Raw genomic sequence first — 18,720 nt, forward strand, 5'->3', positions numbered from 1 at the left:
CGCATGCGTGCTCCCCTCGTCGGACGTGCCCGGCCCGCCGGTCGTCTCGCCGCGACGGCCACCGCCGTCCTCCTCTCCCTGCCCACCCTCGCCGCCTGCTCCGGCGACGACTCCCAGGCAGCCGACGGCCAGACGCCCGAGGAGGTGCTGGCCGAGGCCTCCGACAAGCTCGCCACGACCAGCGGCGTGGAGCTCACGCTCGCCACGGGGGCGCTGCCCGACGGGGTGGCCGGCATCAAGGAGGCGACCGGCACCGTCACCGACGCGCCCGCCTTCGACGGCACCATCACCGTGGTGTTCGCCGGCCAGACCGTCGACGTGCCGGTGGTGGCGGTCGACGACACCGTCTACGCCCAGCTGCCCTTCACCCCGGGGTGGAACGAGGTCGACCCGAAGGAGTACGGAGCTCCGGACCCCTCCGGCCTGGTCGGTCAGGACGGCTTCGCCGGCCTGCTCGAGCTCACCGATTCCCCCGAGGCCGGCGAGAGCGTGCGCGGGGGTGCCGACAACAAGGAGGTCCTGACCACCTACTCCGGCACGGTCCCGGGCGACGCCATGGACGCCGTGATCCCGTCGGCGTCGGGCGACTCCTTCGACGCCGAGTGGCAGGTCACCGACGACGGCGAGCTCCGCAAGGCCACCCTCACCGGTGTCTTCTACCCCCACACCGACCCGATGACCTACACCGTCGACTTCGCCGACTACGGCACGACCAAGGACATCTCCGCACCGTGACCCGCACGCCGGAGCGGTCCCCCGACGCAGTGCCCCGGACGTCCCGGCTGCTCCTGGCGATCGCCGCGGTCGCGGTCGCCTTCGCGGCCGCGGACACCTACGTGGTGGTGCTCGCGCTGCCCGACATGATGACGGGCGTCGGCGTGCCGATCGACCAGCTCCAGCGGGCCGCGCCGATCGTCAGCGGCTTCCTGCTGGGCTACGTCGCGATGCTCCCGCTGATCGGCCGGATCGCCGACCTCCAGGGGCGGGTGCCCGTCCTGGTCATGGCGCTGGCCCTCTTCGCGGTCGGGTCGCTGGTCACCACGCTCGCCTACGACATGCCCAGCATCGTCGCCGGACGCTTCCTCCAGGGGGTCGGCGGCGGCGGGCTGGTGCCCGCCACGCTCGCCCTCGTCGCCGACCTCTACCCCGTCGATCGCCGGGGCGTGCCTCTCGGGGTCGTCTCGGCCGTGCAGGAGATCGGCTCGGTGCTCGGCCCGCTCTTCGGCGCGCTCGTGCTGTCGCTGGCCGACTGGCGCGCCATCTTCGCCGTCAACCTCGCCGTCGGACTGGTGCTGGTCGCCGCCGTGCGCGCGGTCGCGGCCCGCGCCCCCTCGGTGGTCGGGGCGCGACCTCAGAGCGCCTCGAGACGCCGACCCGATGTCGTGGGCCTGGTCCTGCTCCTCGTCACGGTCGCCGCCGGCGGGGTCGTGTTCGTGCGGCCCCCGGGGCTGATGCGCGACCTCACCTGGGGCCAGCTGTTCATCCCGTTCGCCGGCGACGGCCGCTGGCTCACCCCCGTCGGTGCCCTGGCCGTCGTCGCCCTGGTGCTGCTCGTGGCGTGGTGCGCCCTCGCCCCGCGGCCCCTGCTCGACCTGCGGGGCTGGGTGCGGGTGCTGCTCGACGCCGACCTGGTCGGCGCCCTGCTGCTGGCCCTCGCCCTGGGCGGCGTCATCCTCGCCTTCGCCACCGCCGACCCGAAGGTCGAGGTCTTCTCCCCGCGCGGGCGGTGGTACCTCCTCGGCGCCCTCGTCGCGGCAGCCGCCTTCACCTGGCACGTACGCCGTGCCGCCGACCCGCTCGTGCCGCGCGGGGCGCTGCGGCGCACGCCCGCGTGGGGTGCGCTGGTGGTGAGCTTCTTCGTCGGGGCCGCGCTGATCGCCGCGCTGATCGACATCCCGCTCTTCGCTCGCACCACCGTCTACCCCGACGACCAGCTCCCGGCGGCGCTCGTCCTCGTGCGCTTCCTGCTCGCGCTGCCGGTCGGCGCCGTCCTCGGGGGGTACCTGATCCGCACCCTCTCCCCCGGGATCGTCACCGCCGCGGGCATGGCGCTCGCCGCGACCGGCTTCGTCCTGATGACCCGGTGGGGCCTCACCACGGTCGAGGAACCGGTCGCCAACGTCGCGCTGGTCGTCGGCGGCCTCGGGTTCGGGCTCGCCCTGGCGCCGGTCAACGCCGCGCTGCTGGCGGCCACCGACGACGACGTCCACGGTGTGGCGAGCGCGTTCGTCGTGGTCGCCCGGATGGTCGGCATGCTGGTCGGCATCTCCGCCCTCACCACCGTCGGGCTGCGCCGCTACTACTCCGAGCAGCTGGCCGTCCCGCCGGTGCAGGAGGTCTGCGACGGCAAGAGCCGCTGCAAGGCCTTCTCCGACCTGCTCCGTGTCGCCGGCATCGCGCAGGAGCACGCCGTCTTCTGGGGCGCGGCGGGCTGCGCGGTCGTCGCGGGCGTGCTGGCGCTGGTGCTGTTCCGGCAGGTGCGGTCGACCCGGCTCAGCACCCGGGACCTCTTCCCCGGCGGCGGGTGACGGACGCTACCCTGCGGGTCGTGGCTGACTTCTCGCACGACTTCGACGACCTGCTCGACGCCAACCGCGCCTTCGCCGAGGACTTCGACCTCGGCGGGTTCGACGGTCGGGCCAACGCCGGTATCGGCCTGATCACCTGCATGGACTCGCGGATCGACCCGCTGCGCATGCTCGGGCTCGAGCACGGCGACGCCAAGATCTTCCGCAACCCGGGAGCGCGGGTGACGCCCCAGGCACTGGAGGCCCTCGTCCTCGGCGTGCACCTGCTCAACGTCCAGCGCATCCTCGTCGTCCCCCACACCCGCTGCGCCATGGCCTCGGCGAGCGAGGCCGAGCTGAGGGCGAAGGTCGGGGAGTCCGCAGGCACCGACGCGAGCTGGGCGTCGTTCGGCGTCGTCACCGACCAGCTCGACCAGCTGCGCCAGGACGTCGCCAAGGTGCGCACGCACCCGCTCATCGGCGAGCGCGCCAAGGTCGCCGGCTTCCTCTACGACGTCGACTCCGGGCTGCTGACCCGGCACGTGTGAGGCACGGGGTCAGTCCTGCTCCATCGCGCGGATCCGCTCGCTCTGCTCCTGCACCCGCCGCTGCTCCTCGCGTCGCCGCTCGCGCTCGTCCCGTCGTGACGCTGACCATGACCGCAGCCCAGGGCCAGCGGCCGGGTCCGGCTCCGCTCGCTGCGGGTGGTTCCCCACCTCGGTGGTTCGTCAGGAGCGCGGGTCGGCTTCCCCGGGCGCCCGGCGGAACTGGGGGTCGGCCTGCACCTGGGCGATGCGCCGGTCCGTGCGGTCGATGCGGTACGCGACCGGCCTACTTCAGTGTCTGCTTGCCCCCGTGCAGGAGCGTGATGAGCTGCGCGACCTTGCTGTCGGTCGCCGCGTCGCGCGCGAACGACGTCAGGTTCATCACCGGCGCGAACCGCTGGCGCGTGATCGCCTTGGCATAGGTGAACTCCCGCAGCCCGTCCGGCCCGTGGATCCGGCCGAAGCCCGACTGCCCGACGCCGCCGAAGGGCAGCGACGGCACCGCGGCGAAGGCGATCACCGCGTTGACCGAGGTCATGCCCGACCGGATCCGGCGCGCGATCGACATGCCGTTGGCGCGGGAGAAGACGGCGCCCGCCAGGCCGTACTCGGTGGCGTTGGTCAGGCGGACCGCCTCGTCCATGCTGGCGACGGGGTTGACGGCCAGCGTCGGGCCGAAGGTCTCCTCCGTGATCTCCGTCGAGTCCTCGGGCACGTGCGTGAGGATCGTCGGCTGCACGAACCGCTCGCCCACCGCGTCGGGCCCGCCGAGCGCGACCTTCGCGCCGCGCGCGACCGCGTCCTCGAGGTGGCTGCGGATGACCCCCAGCTGCGACGGCATCGTGATCGGGCCGATCTTCGCGCCCGCGTCGGCGCCGGCACGGAGCCCCTTCGCCTGGTCGAGGATCTCGGTCATGAAGGCGTCGAAGACGTTCTGGTGGACGTAGACGCGCTCGGTGCCGATGCAGGTCTGGCCGGCGTTGGACATCCCGCCCCACAGCGCCGCCTCGGCGGCCTTGGCGACGTCGGCGTCCTCGTCGACGATGAGCGCGTCCTTGCCGCCGGCCTCGATGACGACCGGGGTCAGGTTCTCCGCGCACGCAGCCATCACCAGCTTGCCGGTGCGCCCCGAGCCGGTGAAGGCGAGCTTGTCGATCCGCGCGCGGCACAACGCGTTCCCCGTCTCGCCGAGGCCGGTGACGACCTGCAGCACGTCGCGACCGTGGACCACCTCGCGGAAGGTGTCGGCCAGCCACTGCCCCACGCCGGGAGTGTGCTCCGACGGCTTGAAGACGACCGCGTTGCCCGCCGCGAGGGCGTAGGCGATCGACCCCATGGGTGTGAAGACGGGGTAGTTCCACGGCCCGATCACGCCGACGACGCCGAGCGGGTGGTAGGCCACGGTCGCGGACTGGTTGGCCATCAGGAGGCCGGAGGACACCTTGCGGGCGCCGAGCACCTTCTTGGCGTTCCGGGCCGCCCACGCGATGTGGTCGACGGCGAGCACGATCTCGAGCTGGGCGTCGCCGTGCGGCTTCCCGGTCTCCCGGTGGGCGAGGTCGGCGAGCTGGGCGATCCGCCGCGTGATCACGCTGCGCCAGGTGAGCAGGTGCTCGGCCCGCTCGTCGAACGACAGGTTGCCCCACCAGTCGACGGCCTCCCGCGCGCGGGCGACGGCGGCGTCCACGTCGGCACGGCTGCACACCGGGTGGGTGCCGACGACGTCGCCGTTGGCGGGGTCGAGGGAGTCGAAGGTCTCCCGGGGCGCGTCGTCGCCGGAGGTGCCGGAGGGGGCGGCGGTGGCGGACGTCGCGGATGCGGCGGTCGGGTCGAGCGTGGTGCTCATCGTGACTCCTTGAGGAGGTCGGCGCACTTCTCGCCGATCATGATCGTGGGGGCGTTGGTGTTGCCGCGCGGCACCCGCGGCATGACGGAGGCGTCGGCGACCCGCAGGCCCTCGACCCCGTGGACGCGGAGCTCGGGGTCGACGACGCTGCCCTCGACCGTGCCCATCGCACACGTCGCGACGGGGTGGTAGAGCGTCTGGCCGAGCCGGCCGATGCCCTCGATGATGTCGTCGTCGCTCGGGTCGGCCGACGCCGGGATCCACGGCTCGTCGACGAACCGGGCGATGGGCCCCTGCCGCAGGATCTCCAGGGCGGTGCGGAAGCCGCCGATCATCGCCTCCAGGTCGGCGCGGTCGTCGAAGTAGCCGGGATCGATCTCGGGGTGCCAGGTGGGATCGGCCGAGCGCAGCCGCACGTGGCCCGAGCTCTGCACGTTGACCAGCGTCACGGCCGTGGTCAGCGCCCGGCGCACGGGCTCGTGCATCCCGTTGTCGTAGAAGCCGGTCGGTGCGACGTGCAGCTGGATGTCCGGCAGCCCGAGGTCGTCGCGCGAGGCGTAGAACGCGCCGGTCTCGGCGACGTTCGAGCTCAGCGGTCCCGTGCCCCGGGCCTTCCACCTCAGCAGGTTGCCGATCCCCAGCATCTCGGCGACGTCGGTGGTGTCCTTCGTGTAGCTCAGGATCCCCGACACGGGATGGTCCTGGAGGTTCTGGCCGACGCCCGGGGAGTCGACGACGACGTCGATGCCCATCTCGCGCAGGTGTGCGCCGGGGCCGATGCCGGAGAGCATGAGCAGCTGCGGGCTGTTGATCGCCCCGCCGCTGAGGACGACCTCGGCGTCGGCGCGCACCTCGTGGTCCTCGCCGTCCTTGGTGTACGCCACCCCGACGGCGCGGGTGCCCTCGAGCACGATCCGCGTCACGAACGCCTCGGTGCGCACGGTCAGGTTGGGACGCCCCGACGCCGGGTGGATGTAGGCGTCGGCCACCGACCAGCGGCGACCCTTCTTGCAGGTGACCTGGTAGGGCCCGATGCCCTCCTGCTCAGCCCCGTTGAAGTCGTCGGTGCGCTTCAGCCCGGCGGCGACCCCGGCCTCGATGAAAGCCGTGCTGAGCTCGTGGTCGTAGCTGCGGTCCTCGACGTGGAGCGGGCCGTCGGTGCCGTGGTACGGGCCAGCGAGGCGGGTGTTGCCCTCGGCCCGGGTGAAGTACGGCAGGACGTCCTCGAACCCCCACCCGGTCGCACCGTAGGCGTCGCGCCACTCGTCGTAGTCGGCGTGGTTGCCGCGGATGTAGATCATCGCGTTCATCGAGGAGCAGCCGCCGAGCGCCTTCATCCGCGGCCAGTACGCCCGTCGTCCGTCGAGGTGCTTCTGGGGCGTGGTCTCGTAGTTCCAGTCCCACTTGGTCTTGAAGAGCATCGAGAACGCCAACGGGATGTGGATGTTGTCGTCGTCGTCGGCGGGACCGGCCTCCAGCAGCAGGACCCGCACCCCCGGGTCCTCGCTCAGCCGGGCGGCGACGACGCCGCCCGCACTGCCCGAACCGATGACGATGTAGTCGTACTGCTCGCCGGGCATGGGACGTCCTCTCGACCGGTGTGACGCGGACCACAAACGTACTCAGCCCACGACCACGACACAACGACTGTCACGGTCGAGCACGGGCCCGGGGCCGGGCGCGCCCTACGCGTCGAGCGCCTCGACGTCGACCTCGTAGGCACCCTGCACGATGAACTCCTTGCGGGGCGCCACGTCGGAGCCCATGAGCAGGTCGAAGACCCGGCTGGCCTCGTCGACGTCGTCGATCGTGAGCTTGCGCAGCGTGCGGTGGCGCGGATCCATCGTGGTCTCGGCCAGCTGGTCGGCGTCCATCTCGCCGAGTCCCTTGTAGCGCTGGACCGGCTCCTTCCAGCGCACGTTGCGGCGCTTGAGGTCGGCGAGCCGACGCTGCAGCTCGGCGTCGGAGTAGGTGTAGACGTACTTGTCCATGCCCTTCTTCGGGTTGGACAGCTCGATGCGGTGCAGCGGGGGCACGGCGGAGTAGAGCCGGCCGTCGCGCACGAGCTCGGGCATGTACTTGAAGAACAGCGTGGCCAGCAGGCACCGGATGTGCGCGCCGTCGGAGTCGGCGTCGGCCATGAGGATGATCCGGCCGTAGCGCGCGGCCTCGAGGTCGAAGGTGCGGCCGGAGCCGGCGCCGACGACCTGGATGATCGAGGCGCACTCGGCGTTCTTCAGCATGTCGCCGACCGATGCCTTCTGCACGTTGAGGATCTTGCCGCGGATGGGCAGCAGCGCCTGGAACTCGCTGCTCCGCGCGGCCTTGGCCGTCCCCATGGCCGAGTCACCCTCGACGATGAACAGCTCGGTGCGCTCGGTGTCGGTGCTGCGGCAGTCGAAGAGCTTGGCGGGCAGCGCCGAGGACTCGAGCGCATTCTTGCGGCGCTGGTTCTCCTTGTGCTGGCGCGCGGCGAGGCGGGTCTTCGACGCGCCGGCGACCTTCTCCATGAGCAGCTTTGCCTGCGCCTTCTCGGCGCGCTTGGTGGAGGTGAGGAACTCCTTGAGCTCCCCGGCCACCACCTTGCGGACGACGCTGCGCGCGGCCGGCGTGCCGAGGATCTCCTTGGTCTGGCCCTCGAACTGCGGCTCGGCCAGGCGCACGGTCACCACCGCGGTGAGGCCCTCCAGGACGTCGTCCTTGATCACGTCGGTGTCGGCGGCCTTGAGCACCTTGGCAGCGCGCATGGCGTCGTTGAACGTCTTGGTGAGCGCGGCCTCGAAGCCGCTCACGTGGGTGCCGCCCTTGGGCGTGGCGATCACGTTGACGAAGGAGCGCAGCTCGGTGTCGTAGGCGGTGTCCCACCGCACGGCGACGTCGACGGTGAGCTCGCGCTCGACCTCCTGGGGCGTCATGTGGCCCTGGTCGTCGAGCAGCGGCACGGTCTCGGTGAACGTGTCGGTGCCCTGGAGCCGGAGGATGTCGGTGACGGGCTCGCCGTGGGAGAGGAACTCCACGAACTCGGCGATGCCGCCGTCGTGGCGGAACTTCTCCTCCACCATCTCCCCGCTGCGCTGGTCGCGGATGACCAGCTCGAGCCCGGGAACGATGTACGAGGTCTGGCGCGCGCGCCCGACCAGGCCCTCCATCTCGAAGCGCGCGTCCTGGGTGAAGATCTGGCGGTCCGGCCAGAACCGGATCCGGGTGCCGGTGCGGCCCTTGGCGACGCGCTTGCCCCTGCGGGTCAGGCCCGACTGCGGGGTGAACGGCGCGGACGGGCCGTCGCCGTCGAACACCCCGGGCACGCCGCGCTGGAACGACAGGCCCTGCTGGGTCGGCGAGCGGTCGACGTCGATGTCCATGCGCGAGGACAGGGCGTTGACCACGGACAGGCCGACGCCGTGCAGGCCGCCCGTGGCGACGTAGGAGCCGCCGCCGAACTTGCCGCCGGCGTGCAGCTTGGTCGCCACCACCTCGACGCCGGGGAGCCCGGTCTTGGGCTCCTTGTCGGTCGGGATGCCGCGGCCGTCGTCGAAGACCTCCACCGAGCCGTCGTCGTGGAGGGTCACCTCGACGCGGTGGGCCACACCGGCGAGCGCCTCGTCCACGCCGTTGTCGATGATCTCCCACAGGCAGTGCATGAGGCCCCGGGTGTCGGTCGAGCCGATGTACATGCCCGGGCGCTTGCGCACCGCGTCCAGTCCTTCGAGGACCAGGAGGTGTGCTGCGTTGTAGGTGTTGTCTGCCGGTGCTGCCACGGACGTCCTGTCGTGCTCGGGTCGATCTCGGAACGCCCCGACACTACCTGCGACACGCCGGGACCCGGCGCAGGCACGCCTGCGGCGGAGCCGTACGTGCCTCCGGCGGCTGCGGCGCCGACCCGACCCGACCAACGGTTGGAACGGGGGCTGGATCGGGGGCTGGAACCGGGCCGGACGGGGTACCTCAGGGTCTCGGCGCGACACACCGGGGATCCCTCGTTGCGGACAACGCCCACGCGACCGAGCGTGGCGTGATTCACTGGAGGAGCTCGAGCACCGAGGGCGTCAGCGGGAATCTTTGTCCCACTGGCTACGTTGGGCCAGACACCGATGAACAGAAATGAGGCTGACGTGACCACTGCCACCGCACCCACCCAGGCCGTCCTGACGGCCGGTGACCGCTGCGACCGCTGCGGCGCCCAGGCCTACCTCCGCGTGGAGCTCCAGTCGGGCGGCGAGCTGCTCTTCTGCGCCCACCACGCCCGCGAGCACGGCGAGAAGCTGCGCGAGGTCGCCGCTTCCGTCCACGACGAGACGCACAAGCTCGACACCCCCTCCGCGGGCAGCGAGGCCTGATCGACCAGCACCACCCCGACTCCCAGCACGACCCCGGACACGCTCTCCGGGGTCGTGCTGCGTCTGGGGCAGGATCTGCGAGGCTGTGCCGGTGTCCCTGACCGAGGTCCTCGTCGCCGTCGCGATCGCCGTCGGCATCGCCGGCATCATCGTCCCCGTGCTCCCCGGCACGCTGCTGGTCCTCGGCGCGGTCCTGGTCTGGGCGCTCGACGTCGGCACCTCGACCGGCTGGGTGGTCTTCTCGCTGTGCACCGTCCTGCTGGCCGGCGGCGCGGTCGTGAAGTACCTCGTCCCCGGCCGGCGCCTCAAGGCCTCGGGCGTCCCCGGCCGCACCCTGGCCATCGGTGCGCTCCTGGCGTTCGTCGGCTTCTTCGTGGTGCCGCTGGTCGGCATGTTCCTCGGGTTCGTGCTGGGCGTGTACGTCGCCGAGCGGGCCCGGGTGGGCGCCGAGCGCGCCTGGCCCTCGACCGCCGCCGCGCTGCGCGCCGTGGGCGTGTCGATCCTCATCGAGCTGGTCGCCGCGTTCCTGGCAGCGCTCACCTGGGCCGTCGGCGTCGCGGTCACCTGAGCACCGCGGGCGGCCGCGGTCGGAGGGTCAGACGCCGAGGCCGGAGGCCATCGGCAGGCTCCAGCGGTGGCGCTTGGGCGCCCAGTCCATGACCGGGTGCGACCCGTCGGCCTGGTCCACCATCTTCACCGAGACCCGCACCGTCGACGGCGTGCCGAGGCAGCGGCGGCTGATCACGGTGCGGAAGACGTCCTTGCGCCACTTCGGCCGGGCGGAGTAGTCGCAGTCGACCGGCGAGTCGCTGCCGTGCCAGCCGTCGGCCTTGGTGAGGACGTAGTCCGTGCCGTCGCCCAGGCCGCTGCTGAGGACGTACTCCGGGCCGCGCTGGTCGCGGTCGGTGTCGATGTACACCGAGAGCCCGGCCGCGCTCGAGCGGACCAGGTCGTTGAACCGCACCTTGACCAGCAGGTTGGCGGTGCCGTGGTTGGCCTCGAGCCCGTAGACGTCGCTGAGCGAGGCGGTGGCGTCGGCCGGGTCGTCGATCGAGTAGAACTCCGCGTGCGCGGGGGCCGCGACGAGCCCGGCGAGCACGAGCGCGGGGACGGCTGCGGCGACGAGAGAGGTCCGAGTTCCCATGCGCTGAGTGTGGCACCACGGACCCCGGTCGCGTCCACCCACTTCCGGGGGTGGGACGACGGAGGGCCCGGCCGCTGGTGCGGTCGGGCCCTCCGTCGTGGTGCCCGTCGTGGTGCCCGTCGTGCTGCCCGTCGTGGTGCCCGTCGTGGTGCCCGTCGTGCTGCCCAGGGGGCCGGGGCGTCAATCCAGGTAGTCGCGCATTAGGGATGGCTGACCCTTGTGCGAGTCAGCCCTCACGAGTGGCCCGTATGCAGCACTATGCGTCGCAATATCCTTGACTGAAAATTTGCATGCCCGTCGCCTTGAGCGGGCCGGAACCCACCCGCTGAGGTGCTAGTTGCCTCGTGACCATAGCCGCTGCTCCACCAGGCCATCCTCGAACCGCCACTGCGCCCGAGCGGCCCAGAATGACGCGCGGTAGTAGGTGGAATCTTCGGCGCATAGGAGCCCTGCCCGTAGCAGCTGAACGTTCCACGGCTCACCGATATCGTCCCGTACGGTCAACCCTGAACCATTGCTGCTCTCGAGCAATCTCGAGGAGAGGCGGCGGAGTGAGACGGGGGGTATCGCCGGTGCCGGTACGTCCGCCCCCCGTCGGCGGCTCGGGCGGCACATCACGACGAGACTCAATGAGTTCGCGGACGACCGGGGATTGTGTCGTGACGGTACTGGGCAACTCCCCTAACCAGCCGAGCCGACCCATGTAGTCTCCGATGTGAGCCAAAGTGTGGCGCCTGCTGTCGGGAAGGTTTAGGTAGAGCGATTCCCAAGTGTCGAATAGCTCGGTCACAACTGGTGCCGACGCGACACACCACGCCGCGAGGCACCACTCGGCGAGTGCTAGCTCGCGAACGTCATCAGGGAGTTGGTTCAGCGTGGCCAGCTGCTCGCGCCACCAAGGCGCCGCGTCGGCGTTAGCTCGAGTCAATTCGATGAGCGCCGCCGGATGCCCGTTCGGACCGAAGGCTGATTTGTCCGGCTGTCGCGTAAGCCCCAACCGCATACGTGAGCCAGCTCCAATGATCGCCGTCTGCGAGACAAGCCAGCACCACCCGACTGCCTCGTGGAGTGCGGTAGCCGTGTTGGCCCATGGGAACGTGCTGCCCTTTTCGCCGGCCTTAAATCGCCGCTGTCGTGCTGCTTCTGCCAACTGCGGTCGTCGCCGTCGAAGACCGTTGACCGCGGTCCGTCGTAGCTCGCTGGTTGGGTCGTGAGAGTCGCCCCCGAAGCTCGACGACGAGTCGTTGAACATCGTCGCGGCACTGAAGGCAACAGCCAGTTGCGCCGGGAAGGACGTTGCTGTGCGAACGCTGATGCACCGCCCGTCTAGGACCGCTTGAACGAGGTCACCCTCGAAGTCGCTGTCGCGAGGAGGGACTAGGCCCGTGTTAAGGGTTCGTTCTGCGACCCTTGGCGCGGCGAGGTCGAGTCCGTTCAAATCGACGACGAGACCTGCCAGCGGTGCGTCGAGCTGGCTCGACGCCATCCACAGCCACCCGGTCACGTCGCCACCACCAACGAGTGCCAGCTCAATCTGGTTCTTCCACCACGCCGCAAAATCGTCGCGGCGGTTGAGGAGGACCCGCAAAGCTGCGACTCGCCGCGGCGTCAAGGGATCTCGCGGCGAGGCTGCGAGGTCCCTCGTGATCCGTTCCCACACTGGATCCGCTAGTTCCGGGCCACCGGCCGCTGCCCGCGGCAGCGCACCGATGTCGCCCGTTGCCTGGGCGATGTCGAGGGTTATCAGGTGCCGGTCGGCGAGCAGGGCGTCAAGCACCTCCTGCGCCCGCCGGGGCCGCCGGTTGAAGACACCATCGGTCAGCAGCGTCCATGCGGCGATAACGGAGGGGCGCGATGCTTGTCCCTCGAGTTGTTCCAAGACCCCGTCGGCGAGCTCGGAAACACCACCCAGACCTGCGTTGCCCCCGTAGAAGCGGGCAGTGTTGAGCCAGTAGGGCCGACTCATCAACTCGCGGATGACCGTCAGTCGATCGAACCCCTTTTGATCCTCACCTGCGAGTTCATAAAGGAACTTAGCCGCGAAGTACTCCCGCAGGGAGAGCACCTCAAACTCATACGCCCCTTGAGCCTTGCTGGTCAGGGTCCAGAGCCGGTCACTCGCAGCCTCGAACAAGTCGTCGACCACCGACAATTCATTGCCGTAGGTCTGGAGAAAGTGTCGGATCGTGGCCTTCAGGTCCTCAACCGACATCCTCGCGTTGACCACGTCGATCTCGGTGTGGGCATGAAGGTGCCATCCAAGAAAAGGAATGATCTCGCGGAGCTCGTCCTGGTGTTTGCGAACCGAGTCCGGATGCTTGTTGGCCTCGCGAGCCAGCAGCAGTTCGACGTAGGAGTCGTACAGCGCGGTTCTCTGGGTTGGTGTCGCCTCGCCGTGCTTGTGGAGTAGGTCGAGGAGGATGGTTAGCTGCATCGGGTTGCCGGCGAGCTCGTCGAGATAGGGCTCGTTGATCTTGGCCTTGTAGTTCTTGCGCAACTTCCTGCCTGAAGCGCCCTCAATGCCGCGCACCTTGGTCCAGTTGCGCAGGTACTGCTCGCGCTGCCGGGTGTCGAGAGGGTTGAGCACGAGCACGTCGAAGTGTTGCGTCGAGGGCTCGGGCAGTTCGTTCGTGCTCGGACGCGTCGTGACGATGACCTGCGGGGGGCGAGCGTAGGTGCGGCTCCGGGTCACGAACCGGTCAATCTCGGCCACCACCGCCGCGCGGACCTCGATTCGACCGACCTCGTCGAGTCCGTCGAGGATTACGACAGCCGGGACCCGGTCGAGCAGATCTTGAACCCACTGAGCATCGAGGGATGCCCCTCCGCTCGCGTGTGACATCAGGTCGGCAACGAAACACTCGATCGTGCTCCGTGCTGCACTACGACGCCTCCCCTTCTTCTCCTCGGGATCCCAGATGTCCACGCCGCCTGCCCAGCGCGCATAGTCGCTGAGGTCGAGGCGGATGGGAAACAGGGGGTCATCCACAATCGGTAGCTTCATCGAGCGCAACTTTTCGGGGATGAAGGCGCTGCGGTGAGCTTGGGCGACGAACTGAGACAGTGTCGACTTACCTTGACCGGGGGCGCCTCGAACTAGGGTGCAGGCACCGGAGCGCGTAACGCTTAGGGGGTCGAGGAGGTGGGCCGCGGCGCCCTTCACAGACTCTTGGACCTGGATGTCCTGGCCGACTTGCTTGATTCGCTCAGCCTTCACGTCGATGAAGAGATCGGCGACCTTCTCCCGGTCAATGTCGACCTGGCTGAATTTCACGCGCTCGTCAGCAACCCACTGCACTGCCGCGACCTTGCGAATGAGTGCGCGCAGTCTGGTTTCGTGCTTTGCGACGGTGTCCTCAGCGATCAGGTATCGAACCAAGTCCCAGCCGGCCAGCATGTCGGCATAGGCCCACTTCACGGAGTCGGGCGCATCGTCGACCATGGCGTCGATCGACTCTCGCCACAAGCACGTCATCTGCTCGAGCCCATAGTCCGAAGCCAATTGGTCGAGGCGCTTGTTGAGTTTGTCGAAGGTGCCGTGCTCGGCCATGCCCGTACTCGGCACGTTCGTCACCAAGACGTAGTTCTTCACCCCCTCGGCAGCAAGACGCCGCAGATTGTCCTCCTCCCCCTTAATCGTCGACTCGAGCCAGGCGACGGGCCTTTTCTCCTGACCATGCACGGACCACTTCACCTGGTAGATCAGCGTCCTTGAAGTACCGCGGCGAATCCCATCTCGACCGCCGTCAGCCTGGCGCAGCGGGAGCGGTGTGTAGTCGCTGAAACGGGCACCAAGCAGCGCGTTGATCAACAACTGGAAGTTGTGGTCACCCAGGCGCTCATACAGGTACTTGAAGCGGCTCTCAGGCAAGGGGGCCCCTATCCCGCAGTGAAGTCCGGCCACCTCAGAGGCTAGGCCACTGGGGCAGCTCGACGGACGGAATCACGACGTGTGTCCGACGCTGGTCGGACGCACGAGTTGCCGATTGCGGGCAGCCCCAAGTCTCGACGCGACTCAGCGGCGGTCGGCCGCCGCTGTCGCGCCCTCCCGAAGCGAGCCAACGAGGCGCGTCTCCCTTTCAGCCCGTCCCCTCGTCGCTGCGAATGGCGCTCAAGACCTCGAGCAAGGTCTGCCCGAGAGGTGTGATCGAGATCAGTTCGCCGCCTAGCAGACCGGACGCGTCTCCCCCGTCCAGGCCCCGCGACTGAGCGAAGCCTCCGGCGTACAACCCCTGAATCGCGGCGAGAACAATTTCGCTTCGGATTGGGACGGCCGCGAGCAGCGCCGAGAAATTCCATGTTGCTAGGTCGTCCGGCTCTTCGGAAGAAGCGTTGAGTTCGACAAGAACCCGGATGTGATGATCGCTCAGCGTGGCGATAGGGGCGAGAAGAGCATGGACGTCGTCGATCTTTGAGGTGTCGCTCAGCGCATCGCCGAGAAACCCGGCGAGTACTTGGAGTACCGTGGTCTGACCATTCATGGCGGCTTGATAGAGGACTCGATTGACAAGGGTCACTAATGCCGGCTCCCGCTCCAGGAGCTCGTTTAGGTCCTCCCTCGAATACCCAGACCGTTGGCAAGCAAGTTGCAGCACCACTGATGCATTTCGTTCACGCTCTTCCATCATCTTCGTGGTGACGTGCCGGGCGAGCGGTTGAGCCAATGATCCAACCAGCGGAACCATCCCAACCAGCCCGGCAACCAACTCGGGCGTGAACTCATCTCGATCCTTGGCCATATCGCTAACCCTACGGTCCCCTTCAGCGGCGACTGAGGATCAGTTTCAGACGGGCCACCTTGTCGACATGATTCCCGAGAGAGATACGGTCGCCGGGAAGCGGCAGGTGTAACCGGGCATGCCGTGCAGTCCGAGAAGCGTGGTTCCGCCGCTGGGGCGCCTCGGAGGGTGCGCGTATGCGGATGACCCGGCATCGTGTCACCCCTACGCCTCGGTACCAGACGACGCGGGGCGGCGATACGCCGGTGATCGCGAGCGCACGCGAACCACCCGGAACGCGGCCAAGTCTCGCGAGTTCCAGAGGGCTGTCGTGGTCTTTTCGCCGCTTAGGCCCGGAAGACACGAGAGGATGGACAAGTGACCGAGCCGATTCCTGCAGCTGAGTCCTACATCGGATGGCGCCTGAGCGACCTGGCAGAGCGAAACCAACACCACCAGTTCGAAGAGATCGCGACCCGCATCGCCCGCAAGCGCATCAGCTCGAACATTCTTGTCGCTACAGGCCCGGTTAGCGCAGGCGGAGACCAAGGCCGCGACGCAGAGTCCTACACGACTCGCATCCCCGATGAACTTCCGCACTCGGCCGGCTTCTCCGCCTCGGCGTCCACTTCACCCGTCGTCGTCGCGTGCACCATTCAGCGCACTGGCCTCAAGCGGAAGGTCCTCGACGACCTCGCCAGCATCTGCCGCGACGGGGCGACATCGCCCGACATCGTCGCCCTCTTCAGCGTTCACCCCATCCCCGAGGCGACCACCCACGAACTCCAGGGAGCAGCCCGCGACGAGTACGGCGTGACCCTCGAGATCTTCAGCGGCAACAAGGTCGCAAACCTCCTGGCAGAGCCAGATCTGATCTGGGTTGCCAGGCACTACCTCGAACTGCCATCGGACCTAGAGCCGGAACCCGAAGGCGAAACTGCGCCCGAGTGGTACGCCGAACTTCTGGACGACCTTCGTCGCAATCGCGGCCCAGCAGCGATGACGCCCGCAGCTCAAGGCGAAGTCATCCGCGGGCTTAGACATGCAACGTGGGACAAAACCACAAACGCCGAGCTCCCAGAGTGGCTCGACTTCATGGCCGCGTTCCTCAGCGACACCGCACCTGCCGACGAGGGCGACGGAGACACCGACCTCGTCTTCCACGCCTGCTACGAGATGTCGGTCGCCAGGTTTCGCGGCATGGGGGTAGCCGATGGCGTCGAAGATCTCGTCCGCCGAGCCGTCGACTTCGCCTGCACAAGCCACCGCCCCGACATCCTCGACGACGCTGTCACCCTCGTCTCTTACTGGGGCGTCATGTGGGTCACTGGCGTGGGACGAGCCAACGCGGCAGAGATAGCCGCTGCCGACGAACGCCTCCGCGCCCACATTGTTGCAGAACTCGATGGGACCGATCGAGATGCAAATCCAGTTCGCGCAGCCACATTGCTTGGCACCCTTGCCTCTCTTCACCTCCACCCCAACTGGGACCGAGCCGAAGCCCAACGTGGCACACCCGAACCGGTTGAGGTCGCAGCCCACGTCGGCGTCAAGTTCAGCGACGACGACGCTGACACGTCCTTCCTCACCGGGAGCGGGCTGGTCGACTTTGACGAAGCCATGACCTACCTTGAGCAACTCGCCGACCTACTCCCGAGCGCGCGCCCGTACTCGGCCCGGACACTGTCGCGTGTCTTCGATATGTTCACTCCGACTCTCGCAAGCCACCCGGGGTACGCGAAGGTGCGAGACGCACTCGACACATCCCTAAGTGCCGTCGAAGGCGACGCCGCCATCGCCGACAAGGCGCGCAAGCGAGGCATGGCGCTGTATAGGGCCGACAAACCACTTGAAGCTCTGCACGAGTTTCACAACGCGAAAGTACGATGGTTCCACGGCTCGACTATGTACGGGTCCGTCATGACGATGCGCTTTATCGGCAACGTCTACGACCGACTAGGGCTTATTTACGCGGCGAAGCTGTATGCCTGTAGCGCAGCCGCCATCGCACATCTTAACCCGGACCCCGAGGTCAAGAACCATCTTCCGAAGGCGCTGATGGAAGCTGCTCAGTTCACTCAGCACGGCGGATGCTGGCTCGACTCTGCCGCCCTCACTGAGCTTGCTCTCCACGTCCAAGACCGTCACGCGTCAGCCCCGTTCGACTTCGAGAAGCACCCGGACCTCGACACGCTCAGCGAGAACGAGCTACGAATCGCGGGCCTCATCCGTGCGTTCTGGCCTCACCTCGAACACCTGCTCGCTGCTGAACATCAAACGAGCGGCTGGTACCAACTGATCGACGAACAGCTGAGTGAACCGCAGAACGAGGTCCCATTCACCGAACCAGAGTTCTTGGACCTGGCAGCCGAACAGTTCGCTGGCCCGGTCCTATCCGACCTCGGGCTCACCCGCATCATCGACTTCAAGGCGCTAGGCACTCGCTGGGTGTTCACCTTCAGGAACGACCGAACTACCGTCCTCACGACAGAAGGCTTGGTCGCCGCATTTCAGATTCTCCTCGCGGACGCCGCACGCCACCACCCCGTCCTAGTCTCAACAACGGTCCGTGCGAACGTCACCGTCGTTGAGGGCGCACCCGGCAGCACCAATGACGTTCAGTTGGCGGAAACAGCCTCTGGCCCTCAACTAGCCATCCGGTTGTCTAACGACACCAGCAACTTTGAAGAGAGTTCCGTTCTCCGGACCGCCGTCGCGTTCCAACTCCTCCAAGCGGTGCACGCTGGGCCGCAGCACGCCCTCGCCCAACTCACCGACGACCTCTTCCGCGAGGGACTTTCCACGAAAGTCATTGTCGGACGGCCGTACGAGGACGCCGCGGACCTCATCCCAGCCAACCATTACACGCGCTGCTCCGTCGCTTCTCGCCCATCAGCCGTTGAGGCGTACGAACCGAACGAGAACGAGCACCTGAAGGCGTCCACCCAAGACGGCCCGGAGTACGACAACGCACTCGCGCTGACACGCATCAGAGAGCGCTACGAAGTTGTACAGCGGTCTTGGCACCTCACCGTCGCTGAGTTCCTCGGTGATGACCGCGGACGCGCAACCATCAGGCGTCTCCAAGAAGAAGGATGGAAGGACTGGCAAATCCTCATGGGCATCGCCAATGTCGGCGTCGGCTTGCGGATGCAAGCCGCGGGCCTCGACCCCGAGACCGCGACCTACGAGCGAGCGCGACCCCTGATGGACCATGTCGAGACACCGGACGAACCGAGGCCCTCCATCGACCTTCTACTGGCCCGACTCGACCACTCCATGGCCGGCCAGCTCCTCACCATTGGCCAAGGCTGGGACGTCCACAGCCCCACCGCCTTGGTAGACGTTGACGCCATGCGCGATTTGCTCGAACGCCGGTATCACTACGCGCAAGACGACCTGCCGCACCGCGACCTCCTCGAGTGTCGGTCTGAGGACGGCACACTGCTGCCCCTCCTGGAGCCGGAAGACGGCACCGCCTGAGGCCAGAGCCCACTTCGGGCTGAGGTGGTCGCGACCCGCCCGTCCGTGTGCAATGTCGACCCGTGTGTCATGCCTGGACATCAGTGGCCGGGCGCGTAGAAGGTGAGCGCGGAGTGTCCGAGCGAGATCGCGGGATGGCG

Annotated in this window: 12 protein-coding genes; 6 read left to right on the forward strand and 6 right to left on the reverse strand. The window is 68.2% G+C overall.

Annotated elements, in window-relative coordinates; translation table 11 throughout:
* The first annotated feature begins 3 nt into the window (after positions 1-3).
* Genes ACFFJG_RS19790 through ACFFJG_RS19800 form a run of 3 tightly spaced genes read left to right on the forward strand, consistent with a single transcriptional unit; the run spans position 4 to position 3,055 of the window.
* Complete coding sequence (locus tag ACFFJG_RS19790; RefSeq protein WP_378520519.1) at positions 4-735, forward strand: LppX_LprAFG lipoprotein; 732 nt, start codon at positions 4-6, stop codon at positions 733-735.
* Positions 732-2,528, forward strand: coding sequence for an MFS transporter (locus ACFFJG_RS19795; protein WP_378520520.1), 1,797 nt, complete (start codon positions 732-734; stop codon positions 2,526-2,528). Before ACFFJG_RS19790 ends, ACFFJG_RS19795 begins: the two co-directional genes overlap by 4 nt.
* Positions 2,529-2,548: 20 nt before the next feature.
* A complete protein-coding gene (locus ACFFJG_RS19800) occupies positions 2,549-3,055 on the forward strand; it encodes a beta-class carbonic anhydrase (protein ID WP_378520521.1) in 507 nt (168 codons plus the stop codon).
* A 283-nt stretch (positions 3,056-3,338) separates the two neighbouring features.
* On the opposite strand, the gene ACFFJG_RS19805 is transcribed toward ACFFJG_RS19800, so the two are convergent.
* The 3 genes from ACFFJG_RS19805 to ACFFJG_RS19815 all read right to left on the reverse strand — a co-directional run bounded on the left by ACFFJG_RS19805 (position 3,339) and on the right by ACFFJG_RS19815 (position 8,656).
* Positions 3,339-4,898, reverse strand: a complete 1,560-nt coding sequence (locus ACFFJG_RS19805; RefSeq protein WP_378520522.1) for an aldehyde dehydrogenase family protein — start codon at positions 4,896-4,898, stop codon at positions 3,339-3,341.
* Positions 4,895-6,478 carry a GMC family oxidoreductase gene (locus tag ACFFJG_RS19810; RefSeq protein WP_378520523.1) on the reverse strand — a complete coding sequence of 528 codons (1,584 nt, stop codon included), beginning with the start codon at positions 6,476-6,478 and terminating at the stop codon, positions 4,895-4,897. Before ACFFJG_RS19810 ends, ACFFJG_RS19805 begins: the two co-directional genes overlap by 4 nt.
* 105 nt (positions 6,479-6,583) lie before the next feature.
* A complete protein-coding gene (locus ACFFJG_RS19815; RefSeq protein WP_378520524.1) occupies positions 6,584-8,656 on the reverse strand; it encodes a DNA gyrase/topoisomerase IV subunit B in 2,073 nt (690 codons plus the stop codon).
* 333 nt (positions 8,657-8,989) lie between these two features.
* Here ACFFJG_RS19815 and ACFFJG_RS19820 point away from each other — a divergent pair, with 333 nt between their 5' ends.
* Together ACFFJG_RS19820 and ACFFJG_RS19825 are read left to right on the forward strand one after the other, a co-directional pair.
* Entirely contained in the window at positions 8,990-9,235 is a 246-nt protein-coding gene (locus tag ACFFJG_RS19820; protein ID WP_378520525.1) for a DUF7455 domain-containing protein, read from the forward strand.
* Positions 9,236-9,326: 91 nt separating this feature from the next.
* A complete protein-coding gene (locus ACFFJG_RS19825) occupies positions 9,327-9,803 on the forward strand; it encodes a DUF456 domain-containing protein (protein ID WP_378520526.1) in 477 nt (158 codons plus the stop codon).
* 27 nt (positions 9,804-9,830) lie between these two features.
* Here the strand turns inward: ACFFJG_RS19825 and ACFFJG_RS19830 are convergent, their stop codons facing one another.
* The 3 genes from ACFFJG_RS19830 to ACFFJG_RS19840 all read right to left on the reverse strand — a co-directional run bounded on the left by ACFFJG_RS19830 (position 9,831) and on the right by ACFFJG_RS19840 (position 15,118).
* Complete coding sequence (locus ACFFJG_RS19830) at positions 9,831-10,379, reverse strand: hypothetical protein (RefSeq protein WP_378520527.1); 549 nt, start codon at positions 10,377-10,379, stop codon at positions 9,831-9,833.
* Between the two features lie 478 nt (positions 10,380-10,857).
* Positions 10,858-14,250 carry an NACHT domain-containing protein gene (locus ACFFJG_RS19835; protein ID WP_378520528.1) on the reverse strand — a complete coding sequence of 1,131 codons (3,393 nt, stop codon included), beginning with the start codon at positions 14,248-14,250 and terminating at the stop codon, positions 10,858-10,860.
* A 208-nt stretch (positions 14,251-14,458) separates the two neighbouring features.
* Positions 14,459-15,118, reverse strand: a complete 660-nt coding sequence (locus ACFFJG_RS19840) for a hypothetical protein (protein ID WP_378520529.1) — start codon at positions 15,116-15,118, stop codon at positions 14,459-14,461.
* 357 nt (positions 15,119-15,475) lie between these two features.
* On the opposite strand from ACFFJG_RS19840, the gene ACFFJG_RS19845 reads away from it, so the two are divergent.
* A complete protein-coding gene (locus tag ACFFJG_RS19845; RefSeq protein ID WP_378520530.1) occupies positions 15,476-18,580 on the forward strand; it encodes a hypothetical protein in 3,105 nt (1,034 codons plus the stop codon).
* The last annotated feature ends 140 nt before the right edge of the window (positions 18,581-18,720 follow it).

This window comes from Nocardioides zeicaulis (genome assembly GCF_042432345.1).
Classification (GTDB): domain Bacteria; phylum Actinomycetota; class Actinomycetes; order Propionibacteriales; family Nocardioidaceae; genus Nocardioides; species Nocardioides zeicaulis.